Genomic DNA, 22,564 nt, shown 5'->3' on the forward strand with positions numbered 1-22,564 from the left:
GGCCCAATGGTGTTAATTATATCTACGTATAAAATGCAAAACTTTTTAGCCGATCGGTTCGTGGGTAAGTTAACAGGTAGTGCTGCTATTGGTGGCGATCTCAAAAATGGCAGAGATGACAAGGCAATACCAGGGCGATCGGCCCCCCGCGTGTGGCGTAAAATTGTAAAATTTTGGTAAAGTTATGGCGCGAGCTGCGGTGAAGGTCAGGGATACCAGAAAAACTTGGTAGAGTCACCGATAAACCAGGAATACAAGCAGAACACAGCCGCCAGAAATACAGTCGGAGACAACTCTCTCTTGAGTTAGTAAAACAACATTTGCAGCCGGCACAAGATATGAATTTAGTTATTTTTGTATATTATGTGAAAGTAGTGAGAACTATTGGCAGGAAATAGAACCAACCAACCCAGAATCTCCTGTGATATCCTGAAGTCAAGGGTGAAAGTATCAACCAGAAGGCTCGCAGAACCAAGCTGATTTTACCAAAACAATATGAAAGAGGTCAACATGGAAAAAGAACATGACGCTCATATCGTACCAATTAGCAACCAGAGCAGACAGGTGCAGCAATTTCCCGTTGACGAGGGAGAAGAGTTAAGCGGGGCACCCCAGAAAGGATTGAATCTAAAGCCCTTGTTCAGGACTTTTCAACGACAAGCCCTAGTCATCATTGCGATTGTAGCCCTAGCAGGCGGTGCAGTTTATTATAAGGTCAAGGGAGGCAAGAAAACATATCAAGGCGATTTTCGGATACTGGTGGAACCCGTGACAACGGAGGCAAGACTTACCGACGCATCTGCCCTCGCCAATCGCGGTGAGGGGGGTGGAGTGCCTAATCGAGAATTTTTTAGTTTGGACTATCCAACTCAGCTTCAAATTCTCCAGAGTCCTCAGATGCTGTCGGCTATTACCAAACAAGTCCAACAAAAATATCCAAAAATGACCGAGGAACTTCTTAAAAAAGGATTACTCGTGTTGCGCCTCGGAGAAAATGAGTTGACGCAAACTAAAATTTTGGAAGTTCGTTTCCTCGGGCAAGAGCCTGACTTAGTTCAGTTCGTTTTAGAAGAAACTAAAAAGAAATATTTAAAGTACAGCCTTGACGAACGCAAGACTCGCATTGGTCAAGGTGTTAATTTTATTGAAAACCAGCTTCCGGCACTCAACAAGCGCGTAAATGACCTGAAGTCTGAGTTACAGATGATACAGCAGCAGCAAAAAATTACCGATCCTAAAGAACAAGGCGCGCAATTGATCGTGCAAGTTCGCGCTATGGAAACTTTAGAGTTAGAAACTCAAAGGCTACTCCAGGAACAGAGAATGCTGTACGCTAACTTGCAAAAACAATTAGATTTTACACCAAATGAAGCTATTGCGGCTTCAGCTTTAAGTGAAGAACCTCAATATAAAGAGTTGCTGACCAAGGTTAAGGAAGTAGAAGGTCAGATTGCTGTAGAAACAGCTCGTTTTAAATCTGCTAACCCTATAGTAGAAGCTTTAGAGCGCAAGCGGGCAAATTTAGTAGCTTTGCTCAACAAGCAAACCGATCGCATTTTGGGGCAAAATTTGGTAGGCTCTCAAGCCAATTCTAAAGTTCAGAATTTTCAAAACTCGATTCGCATAGGCTTGATCAAACAATTGGTGGATACTGCGAACCAAGTTCAAGTCTTAGAAGCTCGCAGTCAGGCGATCGCCCAAAGTAAAGAAGAGTTGACCCGAAAATTAAGAGATTTTCCGATTGTAGCTCGTCGCTACAACGAACTGCAACAGCAATTAGACATAGCCTCCACCAGCCGCCAGCAACTTTTAACTCAGCGGGAAACTCTGCGCGTCCAAGCAGCCCAAAGCCAAATACCTTGGGAAATTATTTCTCAACCCCAGATACCCAAAGATATCAAATCAGGCAAATTTATTCCAGTTGCATCGAAAAGTACAAACAACTTTGTGATGGGAATTTTTGGAGGACTCGTGTTCGGTCTGGGAGCGGCTATTCTTATTGAAAAAATCCGCAATGTTTTCTACTGTGCTGATGACATTAAAGATGCGTTTGATGCGCCTTTATTGGGAGTAATTCCTCGTGACAAAAATGCTAAAAAATTTCCGCCTTCTATTGCTAATGCCTATGCTTATCTTGAAGGCAAACAGGGGAATCATAAAAATGCTTCGGAATTTATAGAAGCTTTTGACTCTCTTTATACTAATATCCGCTTTCTTTCTTCAAATCGAACGATTAGCTCTTTGGTAGTTGGTTCGGCTACAGTTGGCGAAGGCAAATCTACCGTTGCTTTAAATCTAGCCCACGTGGCAGCGCTGGCGGGTCAGCGAGTGCTGTTGGTAGACGCGAACTTGCATTCACCCAGCCTGCATAGGCTGTTGGAACTGCCTAATGTCAATGGATTGAGCAACTTGCTCGAAAATAAAAATGAACCGGATGAAATTATCCAGCGATCGCACCTAGCAGATAATCTGTTTGTATTAACAGCCGGTATTCCTGTCCCCGGTACTGCCAGACGGCTTGCCTCATCTCAAATGCAGTATTTAATGGAAGAACTGCACGCAACATTTGACTTAGTTATCTATGATACGCCACCGCTGGTTGACAGTAAAGATACGAATTTTTTAGCAGCGCGCACAGATGGAATACTGATGGTTGTATCAGTTCGCCAGGTGAAGTTTTCTGTAGTCAAAACAGTTTTTAGTCAATTAGAAAATTTTGGCATACCCTGCTTGGGCACCGTTGCTAATCACCCCACCAAAGGCAAGAAGTATCAAATATCTAAATCATCATCACTTGTGGAAGATAAACATGAATATTTGAATTTGGCACCAGTACCGTCAGGCATCCACAAACTAGCTCCCAAAAAAGAATGAGATTCTGTTGACTGTTGACTGTTGACTGTTGACTGTTGACAGTTGACCGTTGACCGTTGACCGTTGACCGTTGACCGTTGGTATAAGAGTAAAAAAGATGACCCACCCCAAAATTTTACACTCCTGTTCAAGTTCCCAGATTCTCTGCGCTGCAAGTCAATCTCAAATCTAAAATCGGCTGGTAGCGGACTAATTCGCATCTGGCTTGGTAGGAAATGTGACAGTAAAATTAGTCCAGCCCTTGCTGCTTTCAACCTCAATTTTTCCCTGTAACTGTTCCACAAGTTTTTGAACCAAAGCTAAACCCAAACCTGTACCTCCTTGTTTCCAGGGATCGGCATTGGGAACTCGATAAAATTTATCGAAAATTCGAGGCAATTCTTCGATCGCAATGGAAGATTGATTGCTGAATGTAAATTGAATTTCCGAAGCCCTAACACTTGCTTGTGCGGAATTTTTCCCGCTTTCTGCTTTTTCCCCGTCTCCCTTTTTGCACTCAACTTTCAAAGAGATTTCGCCCTCATTGGCAGTATACTTGCAGGCATTGTTGAGGAGTTCTGCTAAAATCCGTCCCAAACTAGCGCGGTTGGAACTGATCGTGGGGAGGTGGCGATCGCACTCTACTCGCAAATGCTGGTGGCGGTTCTGGGCTCGCGTGTAAAACGGGTCGATAATCGTAGGCAGCCACACATCTAAGTTTACTGGTTCGAGGTCAATCGGACAAGTTGCTGCTTCGAGCCGCTGCAAATCGAGCAAAGCATTAATCAAATCGGTTTCTCTAGTACATTCTGTTTCTAAAATTTCTAAATAAATCTGGCGTCGGTCTGGGGTGGGAGAAATTCTCAGCATATGAATAGCCATTTTCATATTAGATAAAGGCGTCCGCAATTCGTGAGAAACCGTGCTGAGAAATTCATCTTTTAGAACGTTTAAATGCTGGAGTTCCTGCACTTTTTGTTGCAATTGGGTGGTGCGTTCTTGGACTTGGCGTTCGAGGTCGGCATTGAGATTTTGTACTTGCTGGTAGAGTTGGGCTTGCTGAATGGCGATCGCGATTTGAGTTGCCAGTTGCAGCAGCAAATCCAATTCCGAAGCCTGCCACTTCCGGGATTTGGAACACTGATGAACCCACATCATCCCCCACAAATTGCCGTCTTGCAAAATTGGTACAATTAAATAAGATTTGATTTGCGCTTGCTGCAACCGCGCATATTTTTCGGCACTCAAACTAGCTTTGTCGATGTCTGAGACGGCATAGATCTCCTGTTCGATCGCAAATGCAGCTTCCTGCCAAATATTGTCTGGCATGATTTCTCCCAAGATAGAAGACCACTTGGGGGCAACGGATTCTGCCACAAAAATGCCAAAATTGCTCGACTCCCAACGCACGATCGCTACTCTGTCGGCTTGCAAAACTTGCCGGACTTCATCGACGCTGGCGTTGAGAATTTCTTCGAGGTTTAAGGATTGGTGAATCCGGAAGGAAATTTGAGTTAACAGCCGATCGCGCTGCACCTGTTCGTGGAGTTTGGCAGTCCGTTCGCGCACCTGCTGTTCCAATTTAGCATTGCGGCTTTGCAGCAGTTCCAATTTTTCCGATTGCAGTTGATAAACCGACTGCTGCAACTGTTTGACAACTCGGTACATTTCGGTCGGATCGAGAACTCTGAGCAAGCTGGTTTGAGTAATAATTCCCAGCAGTTCTCCGCGCCCGCCGCACACGACCAACCGCTGCACTTGTTGCTGCTGCATTTGTTTGTGCGCCGTCCACAGGGAATCGGAAGGTTCCAGAAATTGCAGGGGAGTTCTCATGACTTTTTGAGCTGGAGTTTGCTCGAAATTTAGTTCGAGATACTGTGCTTGCACGATGTCGTATTCGGTAACAATTCCCAAAGGTTGGTGAAAGGAATAGTGAAAAACGGAGGTAGAGTCCTCTTTGGGCTTCTCCATTGTTAATTCTTTGTTTTTGGTAATGACTACGCAACTGACTTGATGCTCGGACATCAGTTCGCTTATGCTCAGCAGCGAGGCGGTGTGGGGCGCTGTAATTGGCGTAGTCATCAATTCTGCTACCCGCCGCAATTTGAGAATGTTGGAAGGTTGCAATACTTGGCGAATTCTTTCCCGCGTCAGCACTCCTACCAAGTGCCGGAATTGATTGACAATAGGCAAATAGCGAATTCGGTGCTGGCGAAATAACGATAAAGCGGTAAACACGTCTTGATCGTCGGATTCTGTGAGGGAAACCGACACGGGGGACATGACTTCGGCAATTGGTATTTTGTGGAGGGCTACTTTTTGCAGGCTGTTTATTTTGCCAGAAGCAATCAGCCTCACTAAGTCGGCGGGGGTTAATATGCCGATTAACAGCCCGCGACTGGGGTTTTCGGATAAGTTGCCTGTGGTGATAGTCTGCTGGTTCTGCACGACGAGGACGCAGCGGGCCCGCACCTTGTCCGGCGGTGATGATTCGGTCATCGCCCCCTTGTCTGAGGGTAAAGGCCCTTTGACTAGGGGACAACTGTTTTGCAACTGACTCATCAGGGCGATCGCCACTGCTAAGGAAGTTTCTGGCCCGGCAGTTAGGGGGTAGCGGTCGATCGCTTGTTCTAAGGCTGAGGAGTAAAAGGGCGGGTGATAAAAGGGCATAGTTAATTGCAGGTGATCGGAGGACGGGTAATACCATTTTCGATTTTTGATTTTCGATTGGGAATAGCTTATTACATAACGGTTTGGAGCTTCCCTAGAGTTGCATTATTTTGTGAAAATGGTATAACAATTGGGCAAAGCCTTAGGTAAGGGCCCAAACACCTCGCCTGTGGTTGAATTTTAAATAATAGACTTGCTGCTATACAAATCCTAGACAAGTCTAGACATTTGCTTCTTACTTCATCGGGAGCATGGGAGCGGTTATCCCTCGGTAAGCTTTCACGATGAAAGCCAAGCGCGATAAATTAATTGCTGCGTTCAAATCCCTGTCCATCGAATGACCGCAATTTCCACAGTTGTAAGTCCTTTCTGCCCGTGGCATATCTTGAATATGTCCGCAGTTTGAACAAGTTTTACTCGAAGGAAACCAGCGATCAGCAATGATTACTTCACAGCCAAACTTTTTAGCTTTGTATTCCAGTTGACGTTTGAATTCATAGAATCCACAATCCGCGATGACTTGAGCTAGCTTGTGATTAGACAGTAACCCAGAAACATTTAAATCTTCTACTACTATCGTTGCGTGGTTTTTGCCTAAGTAAGTAGTAATTTGATGGAGAGTATTTTTTCTGAGATTCGCTACTTTAGCATGATGTTTTGCTAACCTTTGTTTCGCCTTAAATCTATTGCTAGAGCCTTTCGTCTTTCTCGATAATTCCTTTGACAGTCTACGCAACTTACTGAGATGCGTTTTGTAATGCTTTGGGTTAGGGAAAACAACTCCCGTCGAAAGGGTTGCCAACTCTTTAACTCCTAGGTCAACACCCACGACATCGTGTTGCTTTACAGTTGGTTCATACTCCTGTTCGTAGGCAAAAGCAATAAACCAACTGTCGGCGGTACGTGAAATAGTGATTGACTTACAGGTAGTGTGAGGCAATCCTTCGTAGGTTTTTACCCAACCGATTGTTGGTAGCTTTATGGACGTACCACCTACCGGGATTGGTTTACCACCTGCATCTATCGTGAAAGAATCATGATGACCCTTTTTCTTGAATTTGGGATATCCAGCTTTTTTTGAGAAAAATAAGGAGAAGGAATCACCAAGATTGTCGAAAGCATATTGAGTTATCTTCTGGCAAATGGTATTTGTTGGGCTTCAATCCATCTTGATAAAGGTGGCTCCAAGTAGCCAATCCCCAGTTATAAGTAAACCTCGCTATTCCAGCGTGTTTGCTCATGACTGTTGCCTGACTCTTGTTTAGCTTTAACTTTGTTTTGATGGATAAAAGCATTGTTCGACCTCAACACTGTATTTCTTTGTTCAATTTAGCGAGGCGATCGCATGGTACACCAGGATTTTGTCTATAAGTGTACCACTTTGTCTATTTAATCGCTAGCTAAGGACTAGCTCATTGATTATTTTCATGCAATTTGAGCTTTAGATTAATACTCTCACTAATCCGTAATTTCACTGAGTTCAAATCCTGGGTCGGTTTTTACTCCCTGCTTTTTTCCTGAGACTCCCCTATAATCAAAATAAGCCGAATGTAAAGTTTTACTACAAAATTTACCGATAATGACAACTTTAAGCTTAGAGCAAATTGCAGCCAAGTTAGAAAGCGAAAACTCAGCCGATCGCATGGTGGCTTTGGCTAACTTGCGAAACGTGTCGGCTGAAACGGCTGTACCTTTGATTAAAAAGGTGTTGAACGACGAAAGTTTGCAAGTGCGATCGATGGCTGTGTTTGCTCTGGGAGTCAAACCGACAGCAGAGTGCTATCCCATTCTAGTCAAATTGCTAGAAACTGACCCAGATTACGGGATTCGCGCTGACGCTGCTGGTGCTTTGGGCTATCTGGAAGATATCAGAGCTTTTGAGGCTTTGGTGCGCGCTTTTTACGAAGATACTGAATGGCTGGTGCGCTTTAGTGCGGCGGTTTCTCTGGGAAATCTCAAAGATCCGCGGGCTCGCGACGTGCTGCTGAAAGCTCTCGACTGCGAACAAGTGGTGATCCAGCAGGCGGCGATTTCGGCTTTGGGGGAAATTAAGGCAATTGACGCGATCGATCGCATCCTCAACTTTGCTCAGTCAGAAGATTGGCTGATCCGTCAGAGGCTGGCTGAAGCTTTGGGCAATTTGCCGAGTGTGAAGAGTGTTTCGGCTTTGAAATACTTAGAAAAAGATAAAAATTCTCAAGTAGCTGAGGCCGCAACATTTTCTCTCAATCGCTTAGAGAAAACAGAAGCCTAAAATTTTTTAGAGGCGGGTTCACCAAAAATCTGTAAAAGCAGTAGAATCAGATAAACCCGCCCAGCCCTCTTTGCGATGTTTTAAACAAGTTATTAGACTTGAATTGCCTAAATCTTTGATTGATAGAACAACCGCAGATGCTCTTGGGATAAACACAGATAAACGCAGAGGTTTTTCAAGGCCAGAGAGTGAATGAGGGCGAGAGGTTTTTTGATTGTGTTGGAAGAGGGAGTTAAATGCCGTACAGTCAATTTAGCCTCGAACAAATTAAGAGAAATTTTGGCATAACTTTTACTAGGAGGGTTGGCTTGTTTGCCGACATTCCCGAAATAGAACCCAGCATTTTTTTGCAAGAAACTTTGCAATTTAATCTACCTTTAGCACTAGAAAATAATTCCGATAAAGCTCGCTCCGAGCTAATTGTCGCGCCGATATTAGTTGAAATCAAAAAACGGCTGCCGGAACGGATGAGTTTATTTTCAGGTAGAGAGTTTACTGTAGACCCTGCTAGGGGTTTGAGCGGTTATTGCGATTTTCTAATTAGCCGATCGCCCGAACAGCTAGTCATCGAATCCCCAGTCATCGCTTTGGTTGAAGCAAAAAACGACAACATTCTATCCGGCTTAGGGGAGTGCATGGCAGAAACGATCGCAGCCCAAATATTTAACCAGCGTCAATCGATTTTAGATTTTAGATTTTAGATTTTAGATTTTAGATTAACCCCACGGATAAATTCGGGGGAAGAGAGGATTTTAGATTTTCGATTTGGGGGAGTTGTGACAACAGGAAGTATCTGGAAATTCTTTAAGCTAGAAGGAATTGCGATCGAGATTGACACCGACGAATATTTTATCAATAATGTTTCTAAAATCCTCGGTATCTTAATAAATTTTATCGAGTGTTGAGTAAAATTCTGAATGTATGATGTAAGCTGTGATGGCAAATCGCAAGTTAAAATAGTTGTTTACATCCTTTAACCATAACTAGCCATGAATCAAGCACCGAATCCTTTTAACTCAAATCCCTCCGATCCGCTAGACCCCTTGGAGCAACAACCTGACGATCGAGGTGAAGAGTTGCCGAGACAGTACCACCCAGCTACTAAAAAAACTCTCCAAAAATTATTTCTGATTCTGATAGTTGTCGGGGTAGTGATTGGTGGGGTTCTATCTGTAGGTGTGATTTCGCTGATGCAAAAAGCCGGATTGACTGATGTGCCGGCGCGGGTACAGAATCCGAAGTAATATCTACTCGGAAGAATCTATCGATGCTAAATTCAGCAGTTTTCAGGGATGAAGCCTGACAAAATATGATGGTTTGTATGGATTTTTTTACAATAGACTTGAATTGTAAAAATACTGAGGACGGGCTAGAAGCCCATCCCACAAACTTTTTTTTCTTGTGGAATGGGCTTCTAGCCCGTCCTAAAATTTGATTGAAAGAACTTTTGCACTTCAGTTCTAATATAGCAACCACGCCCGACAGTGAGGACGTTCTTAATTGCTGAAACCGTTGCTTTTCTTGCTTCTTGCTTCTTGCTTCTTCCTTCGCCTATAATTGATGATTAAAAATTCGACAGCCAAGCCCGATCGCATTCCACAGCCCCCAATTGAGCAAAAATTGGTCTCCGCTGGCTTTCACGCTCTTTCTGACCCCCTGCGGATTCAGATTCTGGAGTTGCTGCGGGAACAGGAGTTGTGCGTTTGCGACTTGTGCGATCGGCTTGGAGTCCCTCAGTCTAAACTCTCTTTCCACCTCAAAACCCTAAAAGAAGCCGGTTTAGTTCGCAGTCGCCAAGAAGGCCGCTGGATCTACTACAGCCTCAATCTAGCTCAGTTTCTCGCCCTGGAAGAGTACCTGTCGGACTATCGGCGCTTTAGCCAGATCCTGCCGGCGCGCCCTTGTTCCGATGCGGGTTGACATATCAATATTTCTTGATTAGTAATATCGTGTCCGGTAAAGTAACCGCTATTGGTTCGATCGTTCCGACGAAGAGTCCTGGCTTGATGCGGACTAAAGTCCGAAGGATCGAACCAATAGACTTGACACATCAACTTTTTTTGATATGATGATTTGGAACCAATGAGTTGAGAGCGATGGGTGCAGCAGCAAAGAAGTTAGCTTCGGGCGAAAATCGAGATTGCAGTCGAGAAGCGATCGCGGAATGCCTCGGCACGTTTATTCTAGTTTTTGCAGGCACCGGCGCGGTGATGGTGAACAAAATTAGCGGTGGTGCTGTCACTCATTTGGGCGTTAGTTTTGTATTTGGTGCAGTTGTAGCCGCGATGATTTATGCGATCGGGCATATCAGCGGCGCGCACTTTAACCCAGCCGTAACTTTAGGATTTTGGGCGAGCGGTTTTTTCCCAAAATACAAAGTTTTGCCTTACATTTTGGCGCAGTGTGCGGGGGCGATCGCAGCTTCCACACTGCTACTAATTAGCTTAGGAAAAGTGGGAAATCTCGGTGCAACTATCCCTCTTAACGGTAATTGGTTGCAGTCTCTAATTTTAGAAACAGTTCTGACTTTTATCCTGATGTTTGTGATTCTGGGTTCGGGGCTTGACAGGCGCGCTCATATCGGTTTTGCGGGGATAGCAATTGGCTTGACCGTAGGCTTGGAAGCTGCATTTATGGGGCCAATTACGGGAGCGAGCATGAATCCGGCGCGATCGCTCGGCCCGACCTTAATTGGTGGCATTTGGGAACACCACTGGGTTTACTGGGTTGCTCCAATTTGGGGCGCGCAGTTAGCCGTCGCTGTTTACCGACAAATATCTAACGGATTTCGGGATTTTAATTGAAAGGATTATGGCAAATTTCACGCATAAACCGAGAATTCTGTTTTTATATGGCTCGTTAAGAGAGCGTTCTTACAGCCGCTTGTTGGCGGAAGAATCGGCTCGAATTATTGACGATTTCGGTGCAGAAGTTCGGTTTTTCAATCCTCTAGAATTGCCGATTTATGGCAGCGTTCCCGATACGCATCCGAAGGTTCAAGAATTGCGGGAATTGAGCCTTTGGTCGGAGGGTCAAGTTTGGTCGAGTCCAGAAATGCACGGCAATATTACGGGCATTATCAAAAATCAAATTGACTGGATTCCTTTAAGTATTGGGGCTGTCAGACCGACTCAAGGCAGAACTTTGGCGGTGATGCAGGTTAGCGGCGGTTCTCAGTCTTTTAATGCTGTGAATACTTTGAGGATTTTGGGCCGCTGGATGCGGATGTTTACGATTCCTAATCAGTCTTCGGTGGCTAAGGCTTATCAGGAGTTTCATGATGATGGGACGATGAAGGATTCTCCTTTTCGCGATCGCGCGATCGATGTCATGGAGGAACTGTACAAGTTTACCTTGCTGTTGCGGGAGCACACTGACTATTTGACCGATCGCCACAGCGAACGCAAGGAACAAGCGGCCAAGGAGGCGATCGCAGTTGCAAATCGCGCCCTGGAAGTTAATTAAGGCGATTGAAATCGCGGAGAATCACCCGGCGATTGAAATCGCGGCTACACAGACAAAACCCGCCTCCGCGGGTTAAAGAATCACCCGGCGATTGAAATCGCGGCTACACAGACAAAACCCGCCTCCGCGGGTTAAAGAATCAAGGATTTTTCTTCAGTCCACGGAGGTGGACTTCGCTTGTGTAGCCGCGGTTTCTAACCGCCGGGGCCCTAACTAACAACCAACAACCAATAACTAACAACCAATAACCAACAACCCAAAAAACACCATGAAAAAAGTAATGTTCGTTTGCAAAAGAAACTCCTGTCGATCGCAAATGGCAGAAGGATTCGCTAAAACCATCGGCAAAGACAAAATAGCCGTCACCAGTTCCGGTTTAGAATCAAGCAGAGTTCACCCGACAGCAATTCAAGTCATGTCAGAAATCGGCATTGATATCACCGATCAAACATCTAACGCCTTAAGCGAATTCAACGCCGAAGATTACGATGCAGTAATTTCTCTCTGCGGCTGCGGCGTGAATTTACCTGAAGCGTGGGTATTGCGAGAAGTATTTGAAGATTGGCAACTCGACGACCCCGACGGACAACCAATCGAAACTTTTCACCGCGTTCGAGGTGAAATCAAAGCAAGAGTTGAGAAATTAGTTGAAACCCTCAAATAAGACTTCTCCGAGCTATCTGAGTTGTAGAATTACCCGGCGATTGAAATCGCAACTACAAAAACACTCACGCGCCTGCGCGGGTTGAACAATCAATAATTTCTCTTCAGTCTGCGGAGGCAGACTTTGCTTGTGTAGCCGCGGTTTCTAACCGCCGAGGCTTTGTACCGAATAATTCAAATCTGTCGCTGTCGCTTCCCTTGAATTCATGCTAAATTATCAGAGACGTTCCACCAGAACGCCTCTAAATTCGTTGCGAGCACAGACTAAAAAATTTAGCACATGATTCAGACCGCAATCACGCCTTTCAAAAATAAACTCAACTCAGCTTTAACTAAAAAGCCGATCGCAGTTTTACAAATTAATCTAGGCAAACGCTGCAATCTCGCTTGCACTCACTGTCACGTAGAAGCTAGCCCAACACGAACTGAAGAACTTTCACCGGAAATATGCGAACAATTAATTGAAATCATTCGCCGTTTTCCTCAAATTCAAACTGTTGATCTCACGGGCGGTGCTCCCGAGATGCTTTACGGTTTTAAACCGCTGGCGGAAGCTGCAAGGGTGGCAGGTAAAGAGGTCATTGTTCGTTCTAATTTAACGATTTATTTTGAGAAAGGCTTTGAAGATATTCCCGAATACTGCGCGCAACACCAACTCAGAATTGTGGCGTCGCTTCCCTGTTACCAAGCTGACAATGTTGACAAAATGCGCGGCAGCGGTGTTTTTGACAGTTCGATTCGGGCGCTGCAAAAGCTAAATCAGTTGGGCTACGGAAACAACCCAAATTTAATTCTAGATTTGGTGTACAATCCGCAGGTTCCGACAACAGATAAGTTTTCGCTGACGGCGGAACAGGGCAAGTTACAGCAAGATTATCAGGTGTATTTAGCCGAACATTTTGGGATTTGTTTTAATCACTTGTTCGCAATTACTAATTTGCCTGTGGGACGGACTAAGTTTCATTTGGAACACAAAAAACTGCACAAGCCTTATCTGGGGTTTTTGGAAAATAATTTTAATCCTGGTACTCTGGATCATTTAATGTGTCGGAACGAATTGTCGATCGACTATTTGGGCAATGTTTACGACTGCGATTTTAACCAAATGGAAAATCTGCCGGCGAAAACTGGCAGCGGGGAAACTATAACTGTTGCTAAATTGCTGGAATCTGGTAGTTTAGATGTAATTCAAGAGGTGCAAACTGCTGCTTATTGCTACGGCTGTACGGCGGGTAGCGGTTCTAGTTGTGGCGGTACGTTGATTTGAGAAATACAGGACATGGCAGTGCCATTTCCCTACCCTAGAAAATGAAATACAGTAGGGACACGGCACTGCCGTGTCCCTCCCTACACGGCACTGCCGTGTCCCTCCCTACACGGCACTGCCGTGTCCCTACCCTGGAAACGACGATGTATGCAATTTAGACGGGGAGTTTAGGTAATGAATGATTTGCGATCGCCCGATGACAAAAATCCACCATCAAATAAGTGGAAGCTGTTTTTAGGGATTGGTTTAGCTGTGGCTTTGATTGTGGCGGCCAAGTTTTTCAATTTTCAAGGAATTCTGACAAATGCCCTGGAGTCGATCGCCAATCTCGGCCCTTGGGGCCCCGCAGCTTTTATTCTAATTTACATTATAGCAACAGTTTTATTTATCCCCGGTTCCTTGCTGACTCTCGGTTCTGGCGTTTTGTTCGGAGTTGTTGGTGGCACGGTTTGCGTTTCCATCGGATCGGTTTTGGGCGCTACTTGCGCTTTTTTAACAGGTAGATATTTAACTCGCGATTGGGTTTCCAAACAGATAGCAGGTAATCTCAAGTTTCAGGCGATCGACTCCGCCGTTGCTTCAGAAGGATGGAAAATTGTACTCCTGACGCGACTGTCGCCAATTTTTCCGTTTAATTTGCTCAACTATGCTTTTGGAGTCACGCAGGTATCTCTGAGAGACTATTTTTTCGCATCTTGGATCGGCATGATTCCCGGAACCGTGATGTATGTTTATATCGGTTCCCTGGCTGGTAGTTTGGCTGCAATTGGATCGCAAGGGCGATCGCGCACTACTGCTGAGTGGGCTTTGTACGGCATTGGTTTAATAGCAACGATCGCCCTCACCGTTTATGTAACCCGCTTGGCCAAAAAAGCTTTAGACGCAAAAATTTCTCCTTGAAGCCATAGCGCAAATTTGTCAAATTGTCAACAGGGATTTCACCCTACATTATAATACATTGCTAATTTAAAAAACTCCGTATTTTCTCTGTGTTATTTACAAGAATTTTGTTATAAAAACGAGATAGATATTAAAGATATAGCAATTCTCAAGTGATTCAGGTCACAGATTGGCAATTCGTAAGATCACTGACAAGTACCTCACGAAAATTGACAACCACTATATCTTAAATCACTAATATCAAGTAAGCAAAGGGAAAGTCTGAATATCAAGTTGATGCTAAAACCGAATGCTATCGCGCGATCGGAATTTATTTGTCAAGTCAGAAATGTAATGCCATTTCTCTCAAACAACCTCACTTTCAACAGTTGACAGTTGACAGTTGAAAGTTGACAGTTTGAGAGCGACCTCTACCTAGAAGTCAGAGGATTGGAGTAATGAATAGTCTGATTTTCATTTCTCCCGATCGGGGAGAGGCTTTCAACCAATTCTTTCTGGTAAACTCTGTTCTTCATCCCAAGATTAATCAGTCATTTTCAATTGTCTAATCAAAAATCTAAAAACAAAAAGTGGTATAACCCCTGATTGGTATAACCAATGAGGACTCAAACCCTCACTATTTATCTAATATTAATTCTGCCGGATTACGAATAACAAATGCCGTTTGATCTATTAGACTCTCGACGAGAACATTTGATGATGCAAAACCCAGCAAATCAAGCCCGAACTGTGTCTGTGCAGCCACCCCATCAAACAAAAAAGCTGCGCCGCTTGTGGCAAAAAATAAGTAATTCTGCTCAATTGCGGTGGCAGCAAGCGCACAGTCTTTGGCAGCACAGACGGCAGCGCCGCCATTTGCTGACCCTACTAATACTGGGCAGCACGGCTTTAAGCATTAGCACCACTGCTTGCATTAGCTATTTCGTAGTGCGCGGACTAATCCTCGACAATTTAAAGGCAATAGCACTATTAAAATTAGAAAAAGGCAGTGAAGAAATCGATAAGTGGCTCAGCAGTCGCAAAGCAGAAATAGAAACCATTGCTTACTCTCCTACTGTTCGCACTCTCGATTGGAAATTAGTTGAACCAATTTTGCAAGGAGAAACCTACAGGTTAAAAGAGTATTTCTTATTGTCATTAGTTCAAGCCGATGGATCGGTGCAGAACACTTTAGGCACTAACACCAACACCAAAGACCGCCAACACTTTCAAAAGGCGATGAACGGAAATGTCAACGTTTCCGACCCGCTGATCGGACGCAGCAGCAAGCTTTCAGCAATCATTATTGCAGCTCCACTTTGGGCATTGCCCCCCAATCCCAACAAAGTAATTGGAGTTCTTGCAGGCAGCATTAAAGTAGACCGAGTAGCCTCTGTAGCTAACAGCTTGCAATACGGTTCTGACAGCTATGCTTTTGTGCTTAATTCAGCAGGAGTGCCAATTATTCATCCCAACAATAAATTAATCGGAACTATCGACCTGCCAGCCCCAACTTTTTTAAAATCACAAGACCCAGGATTAGCAGCAATTGCGCGCAATATGACCAGCCATCAGACGAATATCGAACTGGTAAAAATAGATGACAAATGGGTGTATGTAGCCTATGCTTCCCTCAGCGAAGTTAACTGGTCAATGGCTCTAGTAATTCCCCGCGAAAATATTGAATCCCAACTCCAAGCATTAAATTTGCTGACATCCGTCGTCGGCGGACTGCTCGTCCCGGCAATGCTAGCAGCAATTTGGCTAATTTACTCCTCCGAAAACAATCGCGTTCAAGCGGAGCGAGAAGCCATGCTAAACCGCATTGCCGGACGCATTCAAGATTCCCTAGAATTAGACAAAATTGTGCAAAGCACCGTGGAAGAAATAGTGAATTTGCTGCACCTAGAACGGGCGGCTTTTGGTTGGCACGAACCGCAAAATAAAACCTTACAAATTTTGTGGGAATCCTGCGAATTTGAGTGTCCCAAAGAAGCGATCGAGTTCGATCCTTACTTTTCGGAAAATTCGTCACTCCGCAGCGATAAATGCGAGCTAATTATTCTGTCGAATGACACTGGGAGCCAGAGTGCAAGTCAACCGATCGAACTTAAAGCTAATAGCTATTTAGCCGTCCATGTCGAGACTAAAAACGAGCGACAGGGTTATTTAATTTGCAGTCATGCTACCCATTGGTTTTGGAGCGGGGAGGAGATCCAATTGTTAAAAGCTGTGGCAGACCAACTGGCAATTGCCATAAATCAATCTCACCTTTACAGTCAAACCCAAGACCAAGTAAAACTGCTCAATAGTGCCTTAGATGAACTCAAAAAAACACAAACTCATTTAGTGCAGAGCGAGAAAATGTCATCCCTGGGTCAAATGGTGGCCGGGATAGCTCACGAAATCAACAACCCGGTTAACTTCATTTCGGCTAATTTGCCTCACACCACCAAATATACTAAAGATTTGTTAGATTTGGTGAGTTTATACAAAAAAACCTTCCCAGAAGTGACTCCGGAAATCGAAGAGTTTGCCGAAGCAATTGAGTTGGAATTTATCGAGGAAGATTTGCCGCATATGTTGAATTCTATGAAAATAGGAACCGAACGCATTCGCACCATAGTTCTTTCTTTGCGAAACTTTTCTCGCCTCGATGAATCTGACAAAAAACTGGCGGACATTCACGAAGGTATCGAAAATACCTTGCTGCTGCTCTCCAACCGGATCAAGAATGGGATTTATATAGTCAAGAGATACGGAAAAGTGCCTTCAGTCGAGTGCTATCCCTCTCAGCTAAATCAGGTGTTTATGAACTTGCTGAGCAATGCGATGGATGCTTTGAAGGAGATCGATCGCCTGGATAAAATCATTACTATTTCTACGGGAGTAGTTCGACAAAATGGCGGTAAGTTTCTGAAGGTGACGATTGCCGACAACGGCCCTGGCATTCCCGAAAGCATTCAAGACCAAATTTTTAACCCATTTTTTACTACAAAACCAGTCGGGCAAGGTACTGGTTTGGGATTAGCAATTAGCTACAAAATTGTAGTAGACGGACACGGCGGCAGTATCAAGATTGCTCAGCCTAAGGGCGGGGGGACGGAGTTTTTGATAAAAATTCCGATCGCGGAGGGGCATCAAGAGGCAAGCAGGAAGAGGGAAGTTCCGCCGCGGATGAGTGCAGCGCAGGTAAAGGAGCTTTATTGAATGCTAAGTTGGCTGGGTTTGGCTAAAATTAAAAGAGTTGTTGTGCAAGGAGTTTTATGGCTGTTGGCAAGGATACAATTTTTGAGCGCTTTTTGTCGCCCCTGATACGACTGGCGATCGACGAACAAGCACTGAAACGACTCTACGAAGGTATCGACTGGGAAACAGCGGGCGATCGCCACCGACAACCAGACCTAGTTTATCCCGAATATTACAGCAGCCAAAACTTTCACGGCATCGAAGGCGGCTACCTCAACCCCAGTGCAGCGGTTTCCTACGATCCAATTACGCAATACGTTTTGCCTCCCCACGAAACAGTCGTCAGACAAGGCTTAATAGACGGTGTGCGGGTGAAGCCGCGCCGAATCATCGATTTGGGATGCGGCACTGGCTCAACCACGCTGATGCTCAAACAAGCCTTTCCCGAAGCCGAAGTTGTCGGCCTGGATTTGTCGCCATATATGCTGGTAGTCGCCGAAATGAAATCGCAAAAAGCCGGCTTAAATATCGAGTGGTTGCACGGAAATGCCGAAAGCGTTGCTTTTGCTGACGGCAGCTTTGATTTAGTTGCAGCTTCCTTGCTGTTTCACGAGACGCCACCTGCGGTATCGCGGGCAATTTTGCGAGAAAGTTTCCGATTGCTGAAGGTTGGGGGACAAGTGGCAATTTTGGACGGAAACCAAAAAACTTTGCGGCAGACAGAGTGGCTGACTGATATCTTTGAAGAGCCTTATATTAAGTCTTATGCAACTGGTAGTATTGATGCTTGGGCGGGGGCTGCTGGATTCGCGGCGGTGCAAACTCAGGATCACTGGTGGGTGCATCAGGTAACGCAGGGTGTGAAACCTCTTGCTGGGGAAGATTTGGAACCGGTGCGGGCGGCGAAGGTGTGGAATCCGATCGATTTGGTTCCTGATTTGGATGGTGATTTACCGGGAATACCAGCTTACAGTTGACAGTTGACAGTTGACAGTTGACAGTTGACAATTGACAGTTGACAATTGACAGTTGACAGTTGACCTGGGACAGTTGACAGTTGACCTGGGACAGTTGACAGTTGACAGTGGACAGTTGACCTGGGACAGCTAACAGCTAACAGCTAACAGTTGAGAGTTGCTATTCAATAACGAATAACCAATAACCAATAACGAATAACGAATAACGAATAACCAATAACGAATAACCAATAACGAATAACGAATAACGAATAACGAATAACCAATAACCAATAACGAATAACGAATAACCAATAACCAATAACCAATGACTAATGACTCTAAAAGCAGTTTTATTTGATTTTAATGGCGTTATTATTAATGACGAGTCGATTCACGAGAAAATAATCGATCGACTGATGCTAGATGAAAATCTCCAACTCAAACGTGGGGAGTTTCGGGAAGTGTGCTTGGGAAGGAGCGATCGCGCTTGTATTACCGAACTGCTGAAGCGCCGGGGACGATATCTGACAGAAACATACCTCGATCGCTTGCTGCTACGCAAGGCCCAAGCTTATCAGGAAACAATCAATAGTTTGGAAAAATTGCCCATTTATTCGGGTGTGGCAGAATTTATTGACAAAATTCGGGTTTCCGGACTAAAAATGGCGGTAGTTAGCGCGGCAATGCGATCGGATATAGAATTGGTGTTAGATCGATCGGGTTTGGCTGCAAACTTTGAATTAATTGTCGCAGGCGACGACTTGATGGCGAGCAAACCAGCACCCGACGGCTATCTGTTGGCGGTGGAACTTCTCAACCAGAAATATCCCGGATTTAACTTGCAAGCGATCGAGTGTTTGGCATTAGAAGATACCTTTGCAGGGATAGAAGCGGCGAAAAAAGCGGGGATTCAGGTAGCGGGGGTGACTCACACTTACCCGTTTCACATGATCCAGCGCCAAGCTAATTGGACGGTGGACTATTTTGCTGATTTAGAGTTAGACAGAGTAGCCCAACTTTGCTCGATCGCCCCGACTCCACCAGCAGCATAAAACACTTGACGTTTTTAGCAGTTACGTGCTAACGTAGTTGACTGTCTGCCAAATTCAATACAAATGCGACCTGTAAGCCTTTGAGATTTGGCAATCGGGCATCTAAAATGTTAAATTAAAAGTCAATCAGGGGAATTAGCTCAGTTGGTAGAGCGCTGCGATCGCACCGCAGAGGCCAGCGGTTCGAGTCCGCTATTCTCCATAAAATCAGGGATATTTCTACAAATTTTGGGCGGGTGAGGTGGTTTGAGATTGGCTTGCGTGCGATCGAGCAATTTCTGCCTAACTCCCAACATTCATCAGGTATCGCTATAAAAAAAGCGGGTTTCTAATTTCAGACTGATTCCGGAAAAGACGTATTTGGGTTGACAAACGGGTTTCTGTCGCAGTTACTCTCAATCCCCACCAAACCTTCAATTTGTCAATAACAATAAGTTTTGTATCTAAAGGTACAACAGTCTTCTAAAACGAGTCTTAATATCAAGTCGCTATGTGTTATTATTCTCAATCATCTGACAGAGCTATTCAGGAGTAACTAGAAAAAATGACAAAGCGATTCGATCGGCGGAAATTTCTCTTATACAGTTCTGCTACCCTCACATCAAGTTTATTTCTAAAAGCTTGTAGAACTCCCACTCCAACCGCAACCCCAGCCGCTTCTCCCACAGCAGCAGGAACTACACCAGCAGCACCAGCAGCCAGCAGTGGGAACACGATCAAAGTAGGAATTTTGCATTCCTTGAGCGGCACAATGTCAATCAGCGAAAAAAGCGTTGTGGAGGCTGAACAATTAGCGATAGAAGAAATCAATAAAGCTGGCGGCGTCCTCGGAAAACAAATCCAAGCAATAGTAGAAGACGGCAACTCAGACTGGCCGACTTTTGCCGAAAAAGCCAAAAAATTGATCGATCAAGACAAAGTTGTCACCGTCTTTGGCTGCTGGACATCCGCCAGCCGCAAAGCAGTGTTACCAGTATTTGAAGAAAAAAATCATATGCTCTGGTATCCCGTACAATACGAGGGTCAAGAGTGCTCCAAGAATATCTTTTATACCGGGGCTGCGCCGAACCAGCAAATCGAACCAGCAGTAGACTGGCTGCTAGCAAATAAAGGCAAAAAATTCTTCTTAGTCGGGTCGGACTACGTTTTCCCCCGCACCGCAAACACTATTATCAAAGCACAGCTAGCAGCCAAAGGTGGCGAATTAGTTGGGGAAGATTACATACCTTTGGGCGGTACAGAAGTCACGCCAATTATTACTAAAATCAAGGCAGCTTTACCCGAAGGTGGTGTCATTTTCAATTCCCTCAACGGCGACAGCAACGTCGCATTTTTCAAACAGTTGCAGGGCGCAGGTTTGACCCCGGACAAATATCCGTCAATGTCAGTCAGTATAGCAGAAGAAGAAGTAAAGGCGATCGGCGTAGAATATCTCAAAGGCCATTACGCCGCCTGGAATTACTTCATGACTGTGGAATCTCCGGCAAATAAAAAATTTGTGGAAGCTTTCAAGGCAAAATACGGCAAAGACAGAGTGACTAACGACCCGATGGAAGCAGCTTACATCATGGTTTACCTGTGGAAGCAAGCCGTCGAAAAAGCAGGAACACCAGACGATTTGGAAAAAGTGCGGGCAGCAGCTTTGGGTCAAACTTTTGACGCCCCGGGTGGCAAAGTAACCCTGGAAGTTAACCATCACCTTTCTAAATTTGTGCGGTTGGGCGAAGTGAGAGAAGATGGTTTGTTTAACATCACTTTTGCTACGCCAGAAGCCGTGAAGCCGATTCCTTGGAATCAGTTTGTCGCTGAAACAAAAGGTTTTTCTTGCGATTGGTCTGACCCCGCAAAAGGCGGCAAATTCAAGGCACCATAAGTAGCCAAGACCAATTTTATTTAATGTTGGCAACAGATATTCGATCCCCCCTAACCCCCCTGGTGGGAGGGGGGACAATATCTTGATTTCAAAGTCAACCCCTACTCCCCTTATTAATTAAGGGGGATTTAGGGGGATCGAGACTTGGCTACCAGCGCTATTATACAGATGGTTTTAGTTCTAAGTTGAGACGCATGAAATAAAACCTACCTCTACAAAAAATATTTATTGTATGTAAAAAAGTAAGAGGAAAAAAATGGCGATCGACTTATTGGACGGTTTATTTAATGGCATTAGCATCGGCGCTGTTTTGCTAATTGCAGCCCTGGGATTAGCGATTATTTTTGGGCTGATGGGCGTAATTAATATGGCTCACGGCGAGTTGATGATGTTGGGGGCTTATACAACTTTTGTAGTGCAGAATTTCTTCAAAGGTATCGGAGGATTTGCCTTTGAAACTTATATTTTATTTGCCATTCCCCTCGCTTTTTTAGTGGCGGCATTAGTAGGATTAATTCTCGAACGGGGAGTGATTCGTCATCTCTACGGGCGGCCGCTAGAAACTCTGCTGGCGACGTGGGGCGTAAGTTTGATTTTGCAGCAGTTTGTTCGCAGCGTCAGTTGGGGGCTGGTAACGGGAATTGCGGTGTTTTGTTTGCTGTTTTTTGGCGGCTTGCAGGTGCTGAAACGGCGCCCCGATTTCGATCGCACTCGCAGCACATTTATCGCCATAATTTTGCCTCTGTCTCTCGGTATTTCCTGGGCAGTGAGCGCATTTTTAGGGGAAACTTACAAACTGGCAGTAACTCAACCTTGGTTTGGCGCTCAAAACGTTGATGTGACTGCGCCTGCATGGCTGCGCGGCGGCATCCCGCTGGGAACTTTTCAGTTACCCTACGCCCGACTTTTTATTATTGCGCTGACAGGCATTTGTTTGGCAGGAATTTACCTATTTTTGCAAAAGTCTGTGTGGGGATTGCGGATTCGCGCTGTGACGCAAAATCGCAGCATGAGCGCTTGTTTGGGAATACCTACCGAACAAGTAGATGCGCTGACTTTTGCTTTGGGTTCGGGATTGGCTGGTGTCGCTGGGTGCGCGATTAGTTTGATTGGTTCTGTAGGGTCAAATACCGGACAAAATTATATAGTCGATACCTTTATGGTGGTGGTTGTGGGCGGTGTGGGCAAGATTATGGGCAGTATAGTTGCTGCAATGGCGATCGGCACTGCAAATTATCTCATCGGATCGGGAACACTTGCATTAATGTTTGCTCCTGTCAAGCCTTTAGCTGATTTTTTCACATTTTTCGCCACCACCAGCATGGCAAAAGTCATGGTATTCGCCTTAATTATGGCTTTTCTGCAAGTGAAGCCGGGCGGAATTTTTCCGCAAAAAGGACGGACTGTTGAGAATTAAAAACTACAGCTTTGAGCGGCAAA

The 22,564-nt window shown here is 44.9% G+C and carries 20 protein-coding genes and 1 tRNA gene; 18 read left to right on the top strand and 3 right to left on the bottom strand.

The window, feature by feature from the left end:
- Positions 1-33: 33 nt before the first annotated feature.
- Together JGK11_RS03635 and JGK11_RS03640 are read left to right on the top strand one after the other, a co-directional pair.
- Positions 34-180 carry a hypothetical protein gene (locus JGK11_RS03635; protein ID WP_293175215.1) on the top strand — a complete coding sequence of 49 codons (147 nt, stop codon included), beginning with the start codon at positions 34-36 and terminating at the stop codon, positions 178-180.
- A gap of 330 nt (positions 181-510) precedes the next feature.
- Entirely contained in the window at positions 511-2,874 is a 2,364-nt protein-coding gene (locus JGK11_RS03640) for a tyrosine-protein kinase domain-containing protein (RefSeq protein ID WP_293210606.1), read from the top strand.
- Between the two features lie 189 nt (positions 2,875-3,063).
- On the opposite strand, the gene JGK11_RS03645 is transcribed toward JGK11_RS03640, so the two are convergent.
- The 3 genes from JGK11_RS03645 to JGK11_RS03655 all read right to left on the bottom strand — a co-directional run bounded on the left by JGK11_RS03645 (position 3,064) and on the right by JGK11_RS03655 (position 6,818).
- Positions 3,064-5,523, bottom strand: a complete 2,460-nt coding sequence (locus tag JGK11_RS03645; RefSeq protein WP_293193037.1) for a CBS domain-containing protein — start codon at positions 5,521-5,523, stop codon at positions 3,064-3,066.
- Between the two features lie 235 nt (positions 5,524-5,758).
- Complete coding sequence (locus JGK11_RS03650; protein ID WP_366053373.1) at positions 5,759-6,667, bottom strand: RNA-guided endonuclease TnpB family protein; 909 nt, start codon at positions 6,665-6,667, stop codon at positions 5,759-5,761.
- Complete coding sequence (locus JGK11_RS03655) at positions 6,624-6,818, bottom strand: helix-turn-helix domain-containing protein (protein ID WP_366053354.1); 195 nt, start codon at positions 6,816-6,818, stop codon at positions 6,624-6,626. Before JGK11_RS03655 ends, JGK11_RS03650 begins: the two co-directional genes overlap by 44 nt.
- Positions 6,819-7,102: 284 nt before the next feature.
- Here JGK11_RS03655 and JGK11_RS03660 point away from each other — a divergent pair, with 284 nt between their 5' ends.
- From JGK11_RS03660 to JGK11_RS03730, 16 genes are all read left to right on the top strand, one after another.
- Positions 7,103-7,777: a HEAT repeat domain-containing protein gene (locus JGK11_RS03660; RefSeq protein WP_293142775.1), complete on the top strand. Its 675-nt coding sequence runs from the start codon at positions 7,103-7,105 to the stop codon at positions 7,775-7,777.
- Positions 7,778-8,013: 236 nt separating this feature from the next.
- Complete coding sequence (locus tag JGK11_RS03665; protein WP_293195973.1) at positions 8,014-8,478, top strand: hypothetical protein; 465 nt, start codon at positions 8,014-8,016, stop codon at positions 8,476-8,478.
- Positions 8,479-8,553: 75 nt separating this feature from the next.
- On the top strand, positions 8,554-8,682 hold the full coding sequence (locus tag JGK11_RS32805) for a hypothetical protein (RefSeq protein WP_293206257.1): 129 nt from the start codon (positions 8,554-8,556) through the stop codon (positions 8,680-8,682).
- Between the two features lie 84 nt (positions 8,683-8,766).
- Positions 8,767-9,021, top strand: coding sequence for a hypothetical protein (locus tag JGK11_RS03670; RefSeq protein WP_293175203.1), 255 nt, complete (start codon positions 8,767-8,769; stop codon positions 9,019-9,021).
- 316 nt (positions 9,022-9,337) lie between these two features.
- Positions 9,338-9,697, top strand: a complete 360-nt coding sequence (locus JGK11_RS03675; RefSeq protein WP_293206260.1) for a metalloregulator ArsR/SmtB family transcription factor — start codon at positions 9,338-9,340, stop codon at positions 9,695-9,697.
- A 176-nt stretch (positions 9,698-9,873) separates the two neighbouring features.
- Positions 9,874-10,581 (top strand): MIP/aquaporin family protein, encoded by a 708-nt coding sequence (locus JGK11_RS03680; RefSeq protein WP_293175199.1) that lies wholly within the window; start codon positions 9,874-9,876, stop codon positions 10,579-10,581.
- Positions 10,582-10,588: 7 nt separating this feature from the next.
- The gene (arsH, locus tag JGK11_RS03685) at positions 10,589-11,242 is read left to right on the top strand and encodes an arsenical resistance protein ArsH (RefSeq protein WP_293203300.1); all 654 of its coding nucleotides are present in this window, start codon (positions 10,589-10,591) and stop codon (positions 11,240-11,242) included.
- 268 nt (positions 11,243-11,510) lie between these two features.
- On the top strand, positions 11,511-11,906 hold the full coding sequence (gene arsC, locus JGK11_RS03690) for an arsenate reductase, glutathione/glutaredoxin type (RefSeq protein WP_293191475.1): 396 nt from the start codon (positions 11,511-11,513) through the stop codon (positions 11,904-11,906).
- A 279-nt stretch (positions 11,907-12,185) separates the two neighbouring features.
- Positions 12,186-13,172, top strand: coding sequence for an arsenosugar biosynthesis radical SAM (seleno)protein ArsS (gene arsS, locus JGK11_RS03695; protein ID WP_293210610.1), 987 nt, complete (start codon positions 12,186-12,188; stop codon positions 13,170-13,172).
- Between the two features lie 174 nt (positions 13,173-13,346).
- Positions 13,347-14,072: a TVP38/TMEM64 family protein gene (locus tag JGK11_RS03700; protein WP_293175191.1), complete on the top strand. Its 726-nt coding sequence runs from the start codon at positions 13,347-13,349 to the stop codon at positions 14,070-14,072.
- A 696-nt stretch (positions 14,073-14,768) separates the two neighbouring features.
- Positions 14,769-17,261 (top strand): ATP-binding protein, encoded by a 2,493-nt coding sequence (locus JGK11_RS03705; RefSeq protein ID WP_293210612.1) that lies wholly within the window; start codon positions 14,769-14,771, stop codon positions 17,259-17,261.
- Positions 17,262-17,317: 56 nt separating this feature from the next.
- Complete coding sequence (locus JGK11_RS03710; RefSeq protein ID WP_293175187.1) at positions 17,318-18,217, top strand: class I SAM-dependent methyltransferase; 900 nt, start codon at positions 17,318-17,320, stop codon at positions 18,215-18,217.
- Between the two features lie 314 nt (positions 18,218-18,531).
- Positions 18,532-19,251: an HAD family phosphatase gene (locus JGK11_RS03715; protein WP_293210614.1), complete on the top strand. Its 720-nt coding sequence runs from the start codon at positions 18,532-18,534 to the stop codon at positions 19,249-19,251.
- A gap of 129 nt (positions 19,252-19,380) precedes the next feature.
- Positions 19,381-19,453, top strand: a tRNA-Ala gene (locus tag JGK11_RS03720).
- Between the two features lie 342 nt (positions 19,454-19,795).
- Positions 19,796-21,124, top strand: a complete 1,329-nt coding sequence (gene urtA, locus JGK11_RS03725) for an urea ABC transporter substrate-binding protein (RefSeq protein ID WP_293175183.1) — start codon at positions 19,796-19,798, stop codon at positions 21,122-21,124.
- 256 nt (positions 21,125-21,380) lie between these two features.
- A complete protein-coding gene (locus tag JGK11_RS03730) occupies positions 21,381-22,541 on the top strand; it encodes an urea ABC transporter permease subunit UrtB (protein WP_293195978.1) in 1,161 nt (386 codons plus the stop codon).
- The last annotated feature ends 23 nt before the right edge of the window (positions 22,542-22,564 follow it).

Source organism: Microcoleus sp. PH2017_34_RAT_O_A, assembly GCF_020737885.1.
Taxonomy (GTDB): domain Bacteria; phylum Cyanobacteriota; class Cyanobacteriia; order Cyanobacteriales; family Microcoleaceae; genus Microcoleus.

Coding starts and splice junctions, on each gene's coding strand:
- JGK11_RS03635 (WP_293175215.1), top strand. CDS start 34: ATGCAAAACTTTTTAGCCGATCGGTTCGTGGGTAAGTTAACAGGTAGT.
- JGK11_RS03640 (WP_293210606.1), top strand. CDS start 511: ATGGAAAAAGAACATGACGCTCATATCGTACCAATTAGCAACCAGAGC.
- JGK11_RS03645 (WP_293193037.1), bottom strand. CDS start 5,523: ATGCCCTTTTATCACCCGCCCTTTTACTCCTCAGCCTTAGAACAAGCG.
- JGK11_RS03655 (WP_366053354.1), bottom strand. CDS start 6,818: ATGCTTTTATCCATCAAAACAAAGTTAAAGCTAAACAAGAGTCAGGCA.
- JGK11_RS03660 (WP_293142775.1), top strand. CDS start 7,103: ATGACAACTTTAAGCTTAGAGCAAATTGCAGCCAAGTTAGAAAGCGAA.
- JGK11_RS03665 (WP_293195973.1), top strand. CDS start 8,014: ATGCCGTACAGTCAATTTAGCCTCGAACAAATTAAGAGAAATTTTGGC.
- JGK11_RS03670 (WP_293175203.1), top strand. CDS start 8,767: ATGAATCAAGCACCGAATCCTTTTAACTCAAATCCCTCCGATCCGCTA.
- JGK11_RS03675 (WP_293206260.1), top strand. CDS start 9,338: ATGATTAAAAATTCGACAGCCAAGCCCGATCGCATTCCACAGCCCCCA.
- JGK11_RS03680 (WP_293175199.1), top strand. CDS start 9,874: ATGGGTGCAGCAGCAAAGAAGTTAGCTTCGGGCGAAAATCGAGATTGC.
- arsH (WP_293203300.1), top strand. CDS start 10,589: ATGGCAAATTTCACGCATAAACCGAGAATTCTGTTTTTATATGGCTCG.
- arsC (WP_293191475.1), top strand. CDS start 11,511: ATGAAAAAAGTAATGTTCGTTTGCAAAAGAAACTCCTGTCGATCGCAA.
- arsS (WP_293210610.1), top strand. CDS start 12,186: ATGATTCAGACCGCAATCACGCCTTTCAAAAATAAACTCAACTCAGCT.
- JGK11_RS03700 (WP_293175191.1), top strand. CDS start 13,347: ATGAATGATTTGCGATCGCCCGATGACAAAAATCCACCATCAAATAAG.
- JGK11_RS03705 (WP_293210612.1), top strand. CDS start 14,769: ATGATGCAAAACCCAGCAAATCAAGCCCGAACTGTGTCTGTGCAGCCA.
- JGK11_RS03710 (WP_293175187.1), top strand. CDS start 17,318: ATGGCTGTTGGCAAGGATACAATTTTTGAGCGCTTTTTGTCGCCCCTG.
- JGK11_RS03715 (WP_293210614.1), top strand. CDS start 18,532: ATGACTCTAAAAGCAGTTTTATTTGATTTTAATGGCGTTATTATTAAT.
- urtA (WP_293175183.1), top strand. CDS start 19,796: ATGACAAAGCGATTCGATCGGCGGAAATTTCTCTTATACAGTTCTGCT.
- JGK11_RS03730 (WP_293195978.1), top strand. CDS start 21,381: ATGGCGATCGACTTATTGGACGGTTTATTTAATGGCATTAGCATCGGC.